Origin of the sequence: Okeania sp. KiyG1 (assembly GCF_014132355.1) — a bacterium.
Classification (GTDB): domain Bacteria; phylum Cyanobacteriota; class Cyanobacteriia; order Cyanobacteriales; family Microcoleaceae; genus Okeania.
The window spans coordinates 1-15,429 of the sequence record NZ_BLZO01000095.1; the positions used below are offsets into that span (position 1 = coordinate 1).

A 15,429-nucleotide genomic window follows, 5' to 3' on the forward strand; every position below is an offset into this window, starting at 1 on the left:
CTATTGCGACATCCACAACAAAACCACAGACACTGAAAATTCCCAATAGAACTGAGTAAAAACTTCTATTGCGACATCCGCAACAAAACCACAGACACTGAAAATTCCCAATAGAACTGAGTAAAAACTCCTATTGCGACATCCGCAACAAAACCACAGACACTGAAAATTCCCAATAGAACTGAGTAAAAACTTCTATTGCGACATCCACAACAAAACCACAGACACTGAAAATTCCCAATAGAACTGAGTAAAAACTTCTATTGCGACATCCACAACAAAACCACAGACACTGAAAATTCCCAATAGAACTGAGTAAAAACTCCTATTGCGACATCCGCAACAAAACCACAGACACTGAAAATTCCCAATAGAACTGAGTAAAAACTCCTATTGCGACATCCGCAACAAAACCACAGACACTGAAAATTCCCAATAGAACTGAGTAAAAACTCCTATTGCGACATCCGCAACAAAACCACAGACACTGAAAATTCCCAATAGAACTGAGTAAAAACTCCTATTGCGACATCCGCAACAAAACCACAGACACTGAAAATTCCCAATAGAACTGAGTAAAAACTCCTATTGCGACATCCGCAACAAAACCACAGACACTGAAAATTCCCAATAGAACTGAGTAAAAACTCCTATTGCGACATCCGCAACAAAACCACAGACACTGAAAATTCCCAATAGAACTGAGTAAAAACTCCTATTGCGACATCCACAACAAAACCACAGACACTGAAAATTCCCAATAGAACTGAGTAAAAACTCCTATTGCGACATCCGCAACAAAACCACAGACACTGAAAATTCCCAATAGAACTGAGTAAAAACTCCTATTGCGACATCCGCAACAAAACCACAGACACTGAAAATTCCCAATAGAACTGAGTAAAAACTCCTATTGCGACATCCACAACAAAACCACAGACACTGAAAATTCCCAATAGAACTGAGTAAAAACTTCTATTGCGACATCCACAACAAAACCACAGACACTGAAAATTCCACCTCAAACTCTGTCCTAAGCAAAAAAACTACTGCTATATTCCCTGACTACAAGTGACACACTGTAAAGATTTTCTTGTTTTTCGATCAGGGAACGCCTACATAAAGATTGTAATGTGTTGAGTAAATCTGATGGTGACGTTTCTGTAGTTTCTAACAGTTGCGCCAGACTAATGGGTTGATTTTTTGTTGCTAAGAGTGACAGGGTTTGTTTTTCTGGTTGGGAGAGGCGATCGCTCTGCTGTTGTAAAGTATCTTTTAAATCTTCTGGTAATAAGATGGCATCATCGGGCAATAACTCAATCAAATTTTATCCGAATTCTTGAATTTGAGTTGCCACACTTTTTAACCATAAAGGGTTGCCTTGATAGTGGTGAATGAGTCTTTCCCAGTTATCAATTTCTGCCAAACCATAATTTCTGAGTATTTCTGTTGCGCTGGCAATATCTAAACCAGTCAGTTGCAAAATAGGAATTGGTGTTTTTTTGCTTTTGAGTTGAGCAAATTTAATGGGTTGTTCCCAACCTATTAATAGGAAGCAAGTTTGATGGGATAATTTTTCTATCTGTTTGAAAAAGCAGTCATATTCTTCGTATCCTGGTTTGTACTTTCCAGCTAACTCCCCACTGCTGAAAAGGTGATGAATATCATCCAAAACTACTAAACAACGATACTTTTGCAAATATTTAATTAGGGGTAATGGTTTTTGTGTGTTTTCCAGTGAATTTTGTTGTTGAGACTCGGAGAAAAACTGAACTAAGTCAGCTTGAAATTCGGCAAAAATGGGGGATGTTTCTAGACTGCGCCAAATTACATAGTCAAAATTATGTTTAATTTGTTGAACGAGTTTTACTGCTAATGTGGTTTTGCCGATACCAATGATACCCGTGAGTGCTATGAGACGACAATGTTCTTGTAAAATCCAGGTGGTTAGGGTTTCGAGTTCGGTGGTGCGGTTGTAGAAGTCGCCTAACTCTGGCATTTCGTCTAAATCTTGATGTGGCGTTGTAGGTTGTCTGGGGTGAGATGTTTGTTGGTTAGGTTGGTGTGAGTTTGGTGTATCTGGGGGGTGTCTTTCTTTTTCACAGATATTGAAACTGTCACTCACTACAACATCTTGTGCAAGGTTTAAAATGTTAGAGTTTTGCCACCTCTCCATTGCTGAACGAAAATTTGATTTAGTAACCTTTTCCCCTAACGCTTCTGAAATTATCTGCCATAATTCTGCACCAGCTTTTCTCACATTACCTTCAGAGCAATCAAATTCTTTGGCAATATCTTGGTAAGTCTCCCGTTGTAGAGTTACTTTAAGCACTGCTTGTTGTATGTCACAAGGTAAGAAAACAATTAATTGGAGTAAAGCAGCTTCAGAAGGTACAAAATCTGCCGTAAGCACCATGTCACTTGTTACCCGATTAGATGATGTTATTTCACCTACAGACAACAAACCTAGAAACTGATTGAAAGCCATTTCTAATGAAGTCTACTGTTATTTGTATTAGTAGACTTCTTACCTTTAGTTTTTACTCCTTTAACTACCTGAACTATGAGACTTCCCAAAAATGCGTTTCCTTTTATTGTAATTGCCCTTATTTTCTTTATTATTTGTTTGATTATTGCTTTCTTAGGAGGACTAGGCTAGATTGTAGGTTGGGTTAAGCAAAAGCGCAACCCAACAAATAACCATACTATATCTCGATCAAGTACGCTTATTGCACTTAATCTGTGCATCCGTGCCAGAATCTGTGTGAGCACCTCTACCCAACCTACATGAGCGATCGCTCTTCTACAAGAAAGAGGCCAATTGCACTTAATCTGTGCATCCGTGCCATAATCTGTGTGAGCAGCTCCACCCAACCTACATGAGCGATCGCTCTCCAAATTATTACTCTAAAGATACATAAATAAACGCAGACCTTCATCAACTTTCTCCTGCAACTCCTCCGATCAAGAACCAACTCTTTCTTCTAAAAACAACTTATCAATAGTTATCACTTGAGATACATTGGCAACAGAATCTCGTGGTAGTTCGGTTGCTTTTTTTGGCAGCAAGACATTTCCTGGTGCTTCTGCTAATTCTAGATTTGAAGTTATAACCACAACAATTACAGTTTGAATCAAGCTGCGATTAAAACCGTCATTTTGAATAATTAATACTGGTCAGAGGAGCGTTGACTGTAAACACTATTAATATCATGTCAGGTTAATCAGTGATCAAAAAACCTTCTACCTTTTAACCTTTCTTTCCCTTCTGCCTTCTGCCTTCTGTCCTCTGCCTTCTGCCTTACCTAATTACCAACGCCGAAAAAGTGGTTTATACACTTGATAGTTGATTTGAGGAAAAATATTGTCGATCGCCTCTAGCTTTTCCAACCAACCTGAGTCAATCTTTCCCTGTAGAATCTCTTCATAGAGCTTATTAAAACGCATCAAATGGGATCTTGTTCTTCGCACAGCATAAGAAACCATAGTACCCGTACTCATAATAAAAGCCCAATCAGAAGATTGAGCCAGTAAAAGTTCTCTGGCAGCTTGATTTAACGCCCGCAACTCCAACTCATCTGCTGGTGTTCGTCCACCCAACTCAATCATTCGCTCTGCAGTAGTATGTAGATGAGGATAAATCCAGGAGTTAGTATTATTGAGCCAATATTCATGGAAACCCTTATATCCCCAACTAGACTGTGCTGGAAGACAAACTTGATGTTCTGGGTGTTTCTGCAAATAATCTGCTAAATGAGTCATCCGATAAGTACTTTGGTCATACCAAGTTTTACGGAAGAGGAAATCCAAAAACCAAGGTCCTTCATACCACCAGTGACCAAACAACTCAGCATCGTAGGGAGAAACAATAATCGGAAGTTGTTCCATAATATGGTATAGATGCTCAACCTGGCGTTCCCGATTAAACATAAAATTGCCAGCGTGTTCGGCAGCTTTTTCTCTGGCCCAGTATGGGTCGTAAAGTTGTTTATCTCCTAATCCCAAGCCACGACCTGTAATTTTGTGATATTTAATACCAGTATTCTTCCTCTGTCCATTAGGCATAATATAAGGTTTAATATATTCATATTCTGCTTCCCAACCTAAATCTTTATAGAACTCTCGATATTCTGGGTCTCCTGGATATCCTACTTGGGAAGACCAGACCTGTTGAGAAGATTCATGGTCTCTGGAAAAAACAGCTACTCCTGTTTCTGTAAAGATAGGAGCATAACTACCAAATCTGGGCCGTGGTCGAGCATAGAGTACGCCGTGGCTATCTGTTAAAAAGTAACGTATCCCAGCATCTGCCAACATTCGCTCAAGACCCTCATAATAGGCACATTCTGGCACCCAAATCCCTCTAGGACGACGGCCAAAATTTGCTTCATAATCTTGACAAGCAACTTCTATTTGTGCCCAGACTGCCTCCGGATACATTTTCATGAGTGGAAAATAGCCATGAGTTGCTCCACAGGTAATAATTTCTAGGTTATTGCTGTCTTGAAACTGTTTAAATGCAGAAATTAAGTCACGGTCGTAACGTTCCCAGAGTTCTCGAACATTATTGAAGTGAGTAGCGTAATGTTCTGCAAGGTAGCGGATATGACCGTTATGGAGGTTGTGGTCATATTCTTTTTCTGCTAATTCTTCAAGTAAGCTTAAATGGTGTTCATAGCGTTCTTGTAATAGTGGGTCTCGTAGCATAGAGACCAATGGTGGTGTGAGACTCATCGTAATTTTAAAGTCCACACCATCTTGTTTTAATCCCTCAAACATTTGTATCAGGGGGACATAAGTTTCGGTTATTGCTTCAAAGAGCCACTCTTCTTCTAGGACATAATCACTTTCTGGATGTCGTACAAAAGGTAGATGGGCATGAAGAACAAAGGCGAGGTAGCCAATAGCCATAGTTTTTAAGGGTAATTTATAAAAGGGTGAACTAAAATTGAAAATATTTACAATATTTTAAGATTGTAAGGGTAAAGGGTACAAAAGTTAACTAGCTATCAGCTATCAGCTATCAACTATCAGCTATCAGCTTTTATCAAAATAATTGGGTCGCGCCACCCCGCCGGGAAATGGCAAAATATTTTTGGAGGGTTGCTCAAATCCCCTACTTCCCCTCCCCTCCACGGTCGGGGCGAGGGGTTGGTTAACTTCTGACTTCTGACTTCTGACTTCTGACTTCGTTAACGCTCCGGGTAAAAATCCCCGGCTTCTGAGCAGTCGGATGGCCCTCGGAGGAGTTTAAATCTCCTTTCCGTTGCGGAATGCTCCGCAAACTAGGGTATCTCAAAAAAAATCTACCGATCGCTGAGGTGCTGACCGCTGACAGTTTCTTTAATGTCAATTAGACATCTCCAATAATAAAAAATAAAATCAATTATCCCACAGAAATTATCAATTCTTTCCCCCTACTGCTGTACGGACGTTGCATGCAACGTCCCTACTGCCTACTCCCTATGCGTGGAGGAGATGTCAATTAGTAGCTGATACCTCAAACCTATCTATATTGATATACACTTCCATCAGGTAAGATGGCACCATTGAGTTGGGCATCGATGAAGCTAGCATTACTAATATCAGTGTCCCGCAAATCTGCTCCTCTTAAATCGGCATTCCAAAAAATGGCTTCTGTTAGGTCTGCTCCGCGTAAATTGGCCTCTTGAAGATTTGCCCCCCAAAAGTTAGTAGATTTGAGGATAGACCTTTGTAAGTTGGCTTGTTGTAAGTTGGCGCTCTCGAATTTTGCCCCTGTTAAATCTGTATTGGTAAAATTGGCTTCTTCGAGATTTGTACCAGAGAAGTCAGCATTTTGTAACACAGAACCAGTTACGTTCATTTTCTGATACTTATTAGAATCACTAAGATTTATATCAGAAAGGTTGCAGAAAAAACATTCTTTTGTGCGTTTTAAAATTCGTAGTTGCCACCTTGTATATGCCACTACGGGTGTAGCAAAAGCTAGTGAAAATAATAGGGTTGTTATTAATATTTTAAATTTCATTTTAGTCATTAATATTTGAAGACGAAATAAACTGTAAATAGCTAAGTTTATTATAGCAAGCGAGAAGGAAGAGGGAAGAAGGAAGAAGGAAGAAGGAGGAAAAATATTGCTTTGTCTGAGTTTTCAGCTTTCGATCTATCCGCACACTTTCCTTTGACTACTAGAGCAGTATTATTTATACCAAATTCACGCAAAGGTAGTTACATCTTAGGGGTGTGATTTATTCCTACAATAAAAAATATAAATCCCATAAATTCTAACAATTCAACCTTTTTTCCTCTTTTTTATGATGTTTTTCTTTCCCTATTTCCTGTTCCCTCTGCCGTAACTTTAGCAATATTTTATGAAATTGTTATAGTATTTAGAAATCAGCTTGTATCAAGAGCGATCGCTATCTGAACAGGAGCCACATTTATAATTACAGCACTTAGGCAAAATACGAAATTATACGCCATTTGTAGGGTGTTAACGGCCGTTAACCCCTACTCCAGATTTGTACTCTGAAGCTTTGATAAAATTGCTTTTTCTCCTTTACAGATAATAAAGAAGAAGGAAGAAGGAAGAGGGAAGAGGGAAGAAGGAAGAAGGAAGAAGGAGGAAAAATATTGCTTTGTCTGAGTTTTCAGCTTTCGATCTATCCGCGCCCTTTCCTTTGACTACTAGAGCAGTATTATTTATACCAAATTCACGCAAAGGTAGTTACATCTTAGGGATGTGATTTATTCCTACAATAAAAAATATAAATCCCATAAATTCTAACAATTCAACCTTTTTTCCTCTTTTTTATGATGTTTTTCTTTCCCTATTTCCTGTTCCCTCTGCCGTAACTTTAGCAATATTTTATGAAATTGTTATAGTATTTAGAAATCAACTTGTATCAAGAGCGATCGCTATCTGAACAGGAGCCACATTGATAATTACAGTACTTAGGCAAAATACGAAATTATACGCCATTTGTAGGGTGTTAACGGCCGTTAACCCCTACTCCAGATTTGTACTCTGAAGCTTTGATAAAATTGCTTTTTTCTCCTTTACAGATAATAAAGAAGAAGGAAGAAGGAAGAGGGAAGAGGGAAGAAGGAAGAAGGAAGAAGGAGGAAAAATATTGCTTTGTCTGAGTTTTCAGCTTTCGATCTATCCGCGCCCTTTCCTTTGACTACTAGAGCAGTATTATTTATACCAAATTCACGCAAAGGTAGTTACATCTTAGGGATGTGATTTATTCCTACAATAAAAAATATAAATCCCATAAATTCTAACAATTCAACCTTTTTTCCTCTTTTTATGATGTTTTTCTTTCCCTATTTCCTGTTCCCTCTGCCGTAACTTTAGCAATATTTTATGAAATTGTTATAGTATTTAGAAATCAACTTGTATCAAGAGCGATCGCTATCTGAACAGGAGCCACATTGATAATTACAGCACTTAGGCAAAATACGAAATTATACGCCATTTGTAAGGGTTAACGGCCGTTGTTAATATCAAATCCGGTTGAATACTTATCATATATTTGGGTGTAGGAAGGGTGGGGAGTGTGGGGAGTGTGGGGAGAGAGGGATGTGCGGGGAGGGTGGAGAGTTTCGGGATATTGAAGGCGAGAAAGTGTCGATAGAATTATAAACATATGCTGTATAACCGGATTCTATATAACCCTTACTCCATATTTGTACTCTGAAGCTTTGATAAAATTGCTTTTTTCTCTTTTATAAGGTAATAATGCTTACTTAATAAGACTTTTCATAAAAGCTAAAACCAACCAATATCATATAAAAACCAAGCTAAACTTCCTGACATTAACATTAGTCCAAATACATATATATAAATAGTTGTTCTTTGAGCCATTGCCCATATTTCACCATAACTAAGTTGGTGGTTTTGAATCAGTATAAAAGCAGGAGGACTAAAAATAAAAGGCAATATCCGACTCAACAATAACCGGATAAAAAAGTTGATAGTCCACAGTCTTTTTCGAGGAATATCTTGATTATATTGCCAAGGAAAAGCAGTTTGAGCTAGAAGTATTAAAGGCTTTATATCTGGAGAGCGCAAAGACTCAAATAATGGCAAAGCATTGGAAATAATATCATTAGTTTGAGAAAGTGCTTGATTGAGAATACACACATCCTCCAAAGCAGAGTTGACACCTTGTCCAATATCTGGTGGAAAACAATGGACGGCATCTCCCAACTTTGATGTCGGCAAGGGGTCTCCCGTTATACGAATGTTAACGGTCGGGGAATTGCCGACCAACAAATAAACCGCGTAGCGTCCACTTAGTTTCTTGCATTGTGTACTTCTTTGTGTTATTGGTGATTCTATCAGGAGTAGCGGTAATACGCACCTGATAACAGCACATAGAAAACGACATAGAGTATGGGGTTCAATTCAGAAGTTAAGCGTCAACCCGTGAAAAGGTAAAACTCTTGAGGGAACTAGATGAGTACAGAATTGTCTAGTACAAAAAGGCGGTGGGTCTCATCGTCTCTGTCTGTGGAGGGTTAAGTGGTTGCACTCCCTGTGAAACAGAAAGCCCACGTCCGTGAGGAAGGGATGCCTACATCATAATCTTTGATTTGATGTAGGAGAACGTCACTAATACTACTCCACCATTCTCCTTCGTTGGTAACAACCAGTGTAGGCCAGAACAATATTGAGGCATAGGAAAATATTCACCCTCACTTTTAGCAAAGCGATCGCTTTCTTCTGGCAACATTATTTGATTTATTGGCAACTGTGGAAAAGCTTTCTCTAGAAATGCGTACAATTTTTCACCATCTGACAAATTCCAGATTTTATGGTTTGGTGGCCTAATAATATTGGCTGTTCTCGGTTCGTTGGGTTGAGCAAAAGGTAAAATTCCAAGGGAGAGAGAATGCTGAGAATCTGAAAATGCTCCACGGATAGCATAAGCCATTGTGGAGACTGCACGCTCTGAACTATTATGTTCTATGGGAAAGTTTGGTTGGATAGTTAAAACTTTGTATTTCAAACCAGAACTTGCTGAAGGAAAAAACTGTATTTTAAATTTATTTGTATCAGAATTATCCCACTCATCTAATGTTTGCCTAACTAAGGAATTAATACCATCACAACCTACCAAAAGATGAGGCTCAAATTGATATGTTTGTTGACGATCTTTTTCTTTTAATATGCCGTCTATAGGGTGTTGACAATTAGTTGGGGTTATCAAACACGAAGTGTCCGGTTGTTGACTGTTCCCATCTACTTTTTCAGTTCTTTGGTCTTCTCTTTTTCCTTCTTCCTTCTTCAATAATTTCTTGAGCAATGATTTGTAGTTTGGAGTTTTCTTGCCCTATTTTTAAACATTTTGTATTGAACAAAACTTTAATACAATCCTGCCAATTTTCTTCGATTTCTTGAAATAGTAACTGCAAAAAAATTCGGCGCTGTAACCAGTAAGCAGTTTTTATGTTGGGGTCTATTATTGGCAATTTTGATGTTTTGCGATTACCATTAGCTTTAATTTCTGTTTAAGCATTCAGCTATTAGCTGTCAGCTCTCAGCAAAAGAAGGGGGTTTTAATGAATATAGACTGTTTAGCCAGCTTTTATAGGAACTATAAATTCTGACTCAATTAGTAAAGTAAAGCTTTTATCTCAAACTAAAAGCAATAGCTAAAGTCCGCAGTTCCGACCATAGGAGGCTGACTGATAGCTGACGGCTGAATGCTTACATTTCTGTTAAGTAAAAGTCTGTATTAGGAACACTAATTTTTGCTAATTTTTCAGTTAAACTGAATAAATCAGTAAATTTTTTACCGCGCCCATCTATTAAATAATGGGTAAGCATTCAGCTATTAGCTGTCAGCTCTCAGCAACAATACTTTCTCCTTAAGGGCAGTGTTTAAATTAATATAGACTTTAAGGGCAAGGAGCCAACTTTTCTAGTAATATAATTAATAAAGCTTTTATCGTCAACTAAAAGCAATAGCTGAAGTCCGCAGTTCCTCCGGAGGAGGCTAGCTGATTGCTGACGGCTGAATGCTTACAATAATGAAATGATTTATCAGGTTCATAAAAATCAGAAGCAGGTCGTTTTTCTAATATTGTAATTTGATGCCAACCACGTTTAGCTAACATTAATGCAGTGGCAAAACCAGCAGGACTTCCACCGATAATTACTGCATTTTTATTTGATTTTTTTGTTGTTGTAGACATAAATTTTAGGAAATAATAATAGCAATTTTATAAATATTTGCTACAAATAGTTAGAGTATTTATTAAAATTCAAGTAGGAGAACCGTCGGATTAGTGAGGTACAGAATGAATTGCTTTAATGCCAGTTTTTAGACCAGAAACTCTCTTTTTTTTCAAAGGGATATTTCCTGTAAAGTAGGCTTGTTAACGTAGTTTTGCGCTAACTAATGACCATTCACTCCTACTACTCTTATTATTTGTAATATCAAATCCGCTAGGGTTCGGTATAAAAAAATGTTCCATCTTCAACCATTACCAAATATTTCCCCATCTCCCCATCTCCCCATCTCCCCATCCCCCATCTCCCCATCTCCCCATCCCCCCATCTCCCCATCTCCCCATCCCCCCATCCCCCCATCTCCCCATCCCCCCATCTCCCCATCTCCCCATCTCCCTTCCTGACTCCTCTTATAACTATTCAACCGGACATGATATAACTCAATCCTCAAATGTATTGTAGATTTCGGAGTCATTTTGGATTTGAGTTTCGTATTTTCTTAAGCCGTATAACCTGCTAGAAAAACGCTGCAAAATAGCTAAAATATCTTCTACAATTTCGGCTTCTGGAGACAAATCTTTGTTATTTAAAACTACTAACTCACAATGATTTTGTTCACATATCCAGTTAAATAAATCAAACCCAAAACGAGCTATCCTATCTTGATGAGAAACTACTACTTTTTCAACTTCACCTGACAAAATTTGTGAGAGTAACTTCAGTAATTTTTTACGTTTAAAATTTAATCCACTACCTACTTCTTTAATAATTTCGGCATCAGAATAAAGGTTTTGTAGTTCAACTACTTGATGGTTTAAGTATGGTTTTTGAGCATTGCTTGACACTCGACAATATAAAACTGTTTTTCTGTTAGAAACAGACACATTTTGAATATAGGAGTCAATATCATAACGCCTTTGACCCGCAGGGGTTTTTATGGCATTTATTTGACCAGCTTTTTCCCATCTCACCAAAGTACGAACATCAACTCCTAATACTTCAGCAGCTTCTTTAGGTTTGACAAATTTTACCACAGAATTACCAGTAACAACTGGCGTATAATAACGCTTTATGACGTAAGTTGTCAACTCTAGCGAATTATCTGGACATGATATAAATTGCCGTTTGCGGAGCATCTCCGTTGGAATAATATAAGAGTTTTAGCTATTAGACACCTCCGATAATTAAAAATCAAATAAATTATTCCATAGAAATTATCAATTCTTTCCTCCTACTCCCTACTCCCTACTCCCTACTCCCTCTTTTCCGGAGAGGTCTATTAGACATCTCCTGCAATTTCTAAATATACCAGCGCACATTGCTATAGCAGGGAATAGGAAACAGTAGGAAAAACATTTCCCAGTCTTTATGCTCCTATGGAGTTTCCCTGTTGAATTTACCGAAAAATTGTGATTGAAATCCTCTTGTTTTAAAGGAGAGGTAATTGTTAATTATTAATTATTAATGGCTTTGTTGCATGAAAGTATATAGCTGCCGCACTTGCTCCGCATATCTACTTCATAATGCGCGGAACTGCTGTAACTATTGGACAATAGTAAATAGAACATCAATAATCGCCAAACACAGCGATATAGCTGCCGCACTTGCTCCGCCAACGCTTTCTCAGTAGACCAATAACTATTGGACAATAGTAAATAGAACATCAATGTTTGACCTAAAAATGCTGAAACTTTTACCTGTAAGAGCTTTGAGGTTTAATCAGTAGAACGATAACTATTGGACAATAGTAGATAGAACATCAATGTTTGATATAAAAATGCTGAAACTTTTACCTGTAAAGGCTTTGAGTTTTTATCGGTAGAACGATAACTATTGGACAATAGTAAATAGAACATCAATAATCGCCAAACACAGCGATATAGCTGCCACACTTGCTCCGCCAACGCTTTCTCAGTAGACCAATAACTATTGGACAATAGTAGATAGAACATCAATGTTTGACATAAAAATGCTGAAACTTTTACCTGTAAGAGCTTTGAGGTTTAATCAGTAGAACGATAACTATTGGACAATAGTAGATAGAACATCAATGTTTGATATAAAAATGCTGAAACTTTTACCTGTAAAGGCTTTGAGTTTTTATCGGTAGAACGATAACTATTGGACAATAGTAAATAGAACATCAATAATCGCCAAACACAGCGATATAGCTGTCGCACTTGCTCCGCCAACGCTTTCTCAGTAGACCAATAACTATTGGACAATAGTAGATAGAACATCAATGTTTGACATAAAAATGCTGAAACTTTTACCTGTAAGAGCTTTGAGGTTTAATCAGTAGAACGATAACTATTGGACAATAGTAGATAGAACATCAATGTTTGATATAAAAATGCTGAAACTTTTACCTGTAAAGGCTTTGAGTTTTTATCGGTAGAACGATAACTATTGGACAATAGTAAATAGAACATCAATAATCGCCAAACACAGCGATATAGCTGCCGCACTTGCTCCACCAACGCTTTCTGTGCAGACCAATAACTATTGGACAATAGTAAATAGAACATCAATAATCGCCAAACACAGCGATATAGCTGTCGCACTTGCTCCGCCAACGCTTTCTGTGCAGACCAATAACTATTGGACAATAGTAAATAGAACATCAATGTTTAACATAAAAATGCTGAAACTTTTACCTGTAAAGCCTTTGAGCTTTTATCGGTAGAACGATAACTATTGGACAATAGATCAATAGAACATCCATCTATAGAAACAGAGCGATTGGACAATAGATGAATAGAACATCAATAATCACCAAACAGAGCGATATAGCTGCGGAATGAATATTCTATCGCTACTTTCATGCAACAAAGCCATTATTAATTATTAATTATTAATTGTTGAAACCTATGTTACTTAAAACCCTAAACTTTCCAGCATTTTCCAATGCTGAGAAACAGGTGCAAGAGTATTTGCTGCTATCATCCCACTAACTGCAACTGCAGGCAAACCTATACCAGGAAAAGTAGAGTCGCCACAACACAATAATCCTGGTAAAGGTGTATTTGGTCCTGGAAACAAACTCTCCCCAGAACGAATTGCAGGTCCGTAAGTTCCTCGGTGACGGCGGAGAAAACGTTCGTGAGTTAGTGGAGTACCGACCAATTTCACTTCACAACGAGAACGCACATCAGGTATGACCCGCTCCAATGCTTGCCACATTACCTCAGCTCGTTGTTGCTTTTGTTGTTCATATTCTTGACTCTTTCTATCCATACCATGCCAAAATTTATAAGGTTCATTTCCTGGAGTATAAACATGAATAACGTGCTTACCAGGTGGTGCAACAGTAGCATCTATAAAAGATGGAATGGATACCAACACAACATTCTGAGGTGCATCTATTTCATCCCAATGGTTGACAATAATATGGTGACACGCCAAGTCTGGTTTGATGTCTGTAGCATCAATACCTAAATGTAAGTGCATGAAACTATTACATTCTGGTGTTGCTTGTCGTTCTTCCCGAAAATCTTTTGGCACCGCACCTTCTGGCAATAATTTTAATGTATCCCAAATAGAAGCATTGGATATCACTGCTTCCTTTGCTCTAATTTCTGTTCCATTTCGTAAACCAACGCCAACAGCACGCCCATTTTTAACTAATACCTCTTCCACATGAGCATTCAACATCAATTGACCACCGTGACGTTTTAACCCACGCACTAAAGCATCAACTATTGCTCCACTGCCACCAATAGGATAATCAAGTACAACTCCTGGTCGATACCATTCGGCAAACATAAATGCAACTTCGGCGGCACTTGTACCATTTGCAGGCAAACCTGAAAGTAGGAAACAGAGTAAGTTAAGCCAGTTATCAATAAAAGGGTCTGTGACAACATTTTCCATAATTTGAGAAAACGGTCCTGTTAACTTACCAACATTGAAAATGTGTTTTGCCATAGCAGGTAGAAACTGCCCCATGGTCATTATTGCTCCTAAGTCAAAACGGAGAGAAGCTGGTGGAATAGCGATCGCTGCTTCTGCAAATGGAGCCATAACTGTTTGGAGTTGACGCCATTCTGCTACAGCACTTTCTCCTCTCAATTTTTGGAGAACATCACAAAATTGGTCTGCACCTACGGAGGTATTAAAGTCACCTTCTGGCAAACAACAACCCCAAGTGTCGTAGGTTACGCAGGGGACTGTTTCGTCGATAGCATCCAAAACTTGTGCTAGTGGGTTGGTAGAGGGACGATAGGATAGACCAGAATGTAAAGATGGTCCAGAATCAAATTTAAAGCCTTGATATTCAAAACTATGAGCAGCACCTCCAGCAATAGAGTGACTTTCGCAAACTATGACATTAAAACCATAGCGCGCTAGTAAACCGGCACAACTTAGACCACCAATTCCACTACCGATTAAAATTACATCAGTCTGAGACATTTTTGTTTGGGTAAATTTTTAATTTATCAGGATTTACGCAAAGACACTATTTATAGAGTACAATAGTACTTGGACTCTATAAATAGTGTATCTGCGTAAGTCCTATTTATTTGATTTTATACCAATTTCATAAAATATTGTTACAGTAAGGACACAGGAAACAGAGAACAGGGAACAGAGAACAGAGAAAGAAAAACATAATAAAAAGAGGAAACAAAGTGGAAATTTTAGAATTTATGGAATTTATAATTTTTCTTTTAGGAATAAATCACAAATTAAGATGTAACTGTCTTTTTTGAATTTGATTTTAGTTAATATCATGTCCGCTGGTATCATTTGTGTAAACCCAAAGGTCATTTCAGTTATCAGTACCGACCACTAAAGCTGGAGGCTTGGAATACTGAACTGAATATTTTTTCATCCCCTTAAAAGTGAGGCTTTGGACCTCATTTTTTGGTAAATATCTACAGGAAATTTAAGTTTTTTCTTGTTCTTAAGTATTCCTGTCTGTTCCCTGTTCCCTACCTTTGTAATACAATACCAATGCTACCGGACATGATATAATTGGGTTTTTCACATATTTGAAAAATTCTTTATAACTGACTAACAATTAGACATCTCCAGAAAATAAATCTCTTAATTAAAGTAGGCTAAGGATACGAAAAATTCACCTGCTCTGGCTACGGAATTACAGACTTATTTTATAATTTTAGACAATTTAGCTGCTAGAAAAATGGCTACTAATTTAGGATTAAATGTCAAGGGAACTTTAGCTATTTTGAAAAAGTTAG

At 37.9% G+C, this 15,429-nt stretch carries 16 protein-coding genes; all 16 read right to left on the reverse strand.

From position 1 onward, the window contains the following. Window positions 1-1,033 precede the first annotated feature (1,033 nt). On the reverse strand, window positions 1,034-1,324 hold the full coding sequence (locus SAGCYANO_RS45435; protein WP_237396574.1) for a hypothetical protein: 291 nt from the start codon (window positions 1,322-1,324) through the stop codon (window positions 1,034-1,036). Between the two features lie 3 nt (window positions 1,325-1,327). Next, window positions 1,328-2,488, reverse strand: a complete 1,161-nt coding sequence (locus tag SAGCYANO_RS23435; protein ID WP_237396576.1) for an NB-ARC domain-containing protein — start codon at window positions 2,486-2,488, stop codon at window positions 1,328-1,330. Between the two features lie 167 nt (window positions 2,489-2,655). Continuing rightward, entirely contained in the window at window positions 2,656-2,898 is a 243-nt protein-coding gene (locus tag SAGCYANO_RS23440) for a hypothetical protein (protein ID WP_202222291.1), read from the reverse strand. A 66-nt stretch (window positions 2,899-2,964) separates the two neighbouring features. Continuing rightward, window positions 2,965-3,168, reverse strand: coding sequence for a type II toxin-antitoxin system PemK/MazF family toxin (locus tag SAGCYANO_RS23445; RefSeq protein WP_202222310.1), 204 nt, complete (start codon window positions 3,166-3,168; stop codon window positions 2,965-2,967). A gap of 141 nt (window positions 3,169-3,309) precedes the next feature. Next, entirely contained in the window at window positions 3,310-4,911 is a 1,602-nt protein-coding gene (locus SAGCYANO_RS23450) for a glycoside hydrolase family 57 protein (protein ID WP_202222292.1), read from the reverse strand. A gap of 595 nt (window positions 4,912-5,506) precedes the next feature. Then, window positions 5,507-6,010 carry a pentapeptide repeat-containing protein gene (locus SAGCYANO_RS23455; protein ID WP_202222293.1) on the reverse strand — a complete coding sequence of 168 codons (504 nt, stop codon included), beginning with the start codon at window positions 6,008-6,010 and terminating at the stop codon, window positions 5,507-5,509. A gap of 1,746 nt (window positions 6,011-7,756) precedes the next feature. Further along, window positions 7,757-8,260 carry an NAD(P)/FAD-dependent oxidoreductase gene (locus SAGCYANO_RS23460; RefSeq protein WP_237396579.1) on the reverse strand — a complete coding sequence of 168 codons (504 nt, stop codon included), beginning with the start codon at window positions 8,258-8,260 and terminating at the stop codon, window positions 7,757-7,759. Window positions 8,261-8,564: 304 nt separating this feature from the next. Further along, on the reverse strand, window positions 8,565-9,281 hold the full coding sequence (locus SAGCYANO_RS23465; RefSeq protein WP_237396581.1) for a hypothetical protein: 717 nt from the start codon (window positions 9,279-9,281) through the stop codon (window positions 8,565-8,567). Continuing rightward, the gene (locus SAGCYANO_RS23470) at window positions 9,241-9,462 is read right to left on the reverse strand and encodes a hypothetical protein (RefSeq protein ID WP_237396583.1); all 222 of its coding nucleotides are present in this window, start codon (window positions 9,460-9,462) and stop codon (window positions 9,241-9,243) included. Before SAGCYANO_RS23470 ends, SAGCYANO_RS23465 begins: the two co-directional genes overlap by 41 nt. A gap of 486 nt (window positions 9,463-9,948) precedes the next feature. Beyond that, window positions 9,949-10,188: a hypothetical protein gene (locus SAGCYANO_RS23475; protein ID WP_202222295.1), complete on the reverse strand. Its 240-nt coding sequence runs from the start codon at window positions 10,186-10,188 to the stop codon at window positions 9,949-9,951. Window positions 10,189-10,472: 284 nt separating this feature from the next. Then, entirely contained in the window at window positions 10,473-10,649 is a 177-nt protein-coding gene (locus SAGCYANO_RS23480) for a hypothetical protein (RefSeq protein WP_202222296.1), read from the reverse strand. Window positions 10,650-10,665: 16 nt separating this feature from the next. Next, on the reverse strand, window positions 10,666-11,259 hold the full coding sequence (locus tag SAGCYANO_RS23485) for an IS607 family transposase (RefSeq protein WP_202222312.1): 594 nt from the start codon (window positions 11,257-11,259) through the stop codon (window positions 10,666-10,668). A gap of 681 nt (window positions 11,260-11,940) precedes the next feature. Then, window positions 11,941-12,177, reverse strand: a complete 237-nt coding sequence (locus tag SAGCYANO_RS23490) for a hypothetical protein (protein ID WP_202222297.1) — start codon at window positions 12,175-12,177, stop codon at window positions 11,941-11,943. Between the two features lie 51 nt (window positions 12,178-12,228). Then, window positions 12,229-12,465: a hypothetical protein gene (locus SAGCYANO_RS23495; RefSeq protein WP_202222298.1), complete on the reverse strand. Its 237-nt coding sequence runs from the start codon at window positions 12,463-12,465 to the stop codon at window positions 12,229-12,231. Between the two features lie 51 nt (window positions 12,466-12,516). Further along, window positions 12,517-12,849 (reverse strand): hypothetical protein, encoded by a 333-nt coding sequence (locus SAGCYANO_RS23500; protein WP_202222299.1) that lies wholly within the window; start codon window positions 12,847-12,849, stop codon window positions 12,517-12,519. 253 nt (window positions 12,850-13,102) lie between these two features. Further along, the gene (locus SAGCYANO_RS23505; RefSeq protein ID WP_202222300.1) at window positions 13,103-14,638 is read right to left on the reverse strand and encodes an NAD(P)/FAD-dependent oxidoreductase; all 1,536 of its coding nucleotides are present in this window, start codon (window positions 14,636-14,638) and stop codon (window positions 13,103-13,105) included. Window positions 14,639-15,429: the final 791 nt, after the last annotated feature.

What these genes read in the sequence shown, in the direction of transcription:
- SAGCYANO_RS23495 (WP_202222298.1), bottom strand. Translation starts at nt 12,465, where the DNA reads ATGTTCTATCTACTATTGTCCAATAGTTATTGGTCTACTGAGAAAGCG.
- SAGCYANO_RS23450 (WP_202222292.1), bottom strand. Translation starts at nt 4,911, where the DNA reads ATGGCTATTGGCTACCTCGCCTTTGTTCTTCATGCCCATCTACCTTTT.
- SAGCYANO_RS23455 (WP_202222293.1), bottom strand. Translation starts at nt 6,010, where the DNA reads ATGAAATTTAAAATATTAATAACAACCCTATTATTTTCACTAGCTTTT.
- SAGCYANO_RS23490 (WP_202222297.1), bottom strand. Translation starts at nt 12,177, where the DNA reads ATGTTCTATCTACTATTGTCCAATAGTTATTGGTCTACTGAGAAAGCG.
- SAGCYANO_RS23500 (WP_202222299.1), bottom strand. Translation starts at nt 12,849, where the DNA reads ATGTTCTATTTACTATTGTCCAATAGTTATTGGTCTGCACAGAAAGCG.
- SAGCYANO_RS23475 (WP_202222295.1), bottom strand. Translation starts at nt 10,188, where the DNA reads ATGTCTACAACAACAAAAAAATCAAATAAAAATGCAGTAATTATCGGT.
- SAGCYANO_RS23435 (WP_237396576.1), bottom strand. Translation starts at nt 2,488, where the DNA reads ATGGCTTTCAATCAGTTTCTAGGTTTGTTGTCTGTAGGTGAAATAACA.
- SAGCYANO_RS23505 (WP_202222300.1), bottom strand. Translation starts at nt 14,638, where the DNA reads ATGTCTCAGACTGATGTAATTTTAATCGGTAGTGGAATTGGTGGTCTA.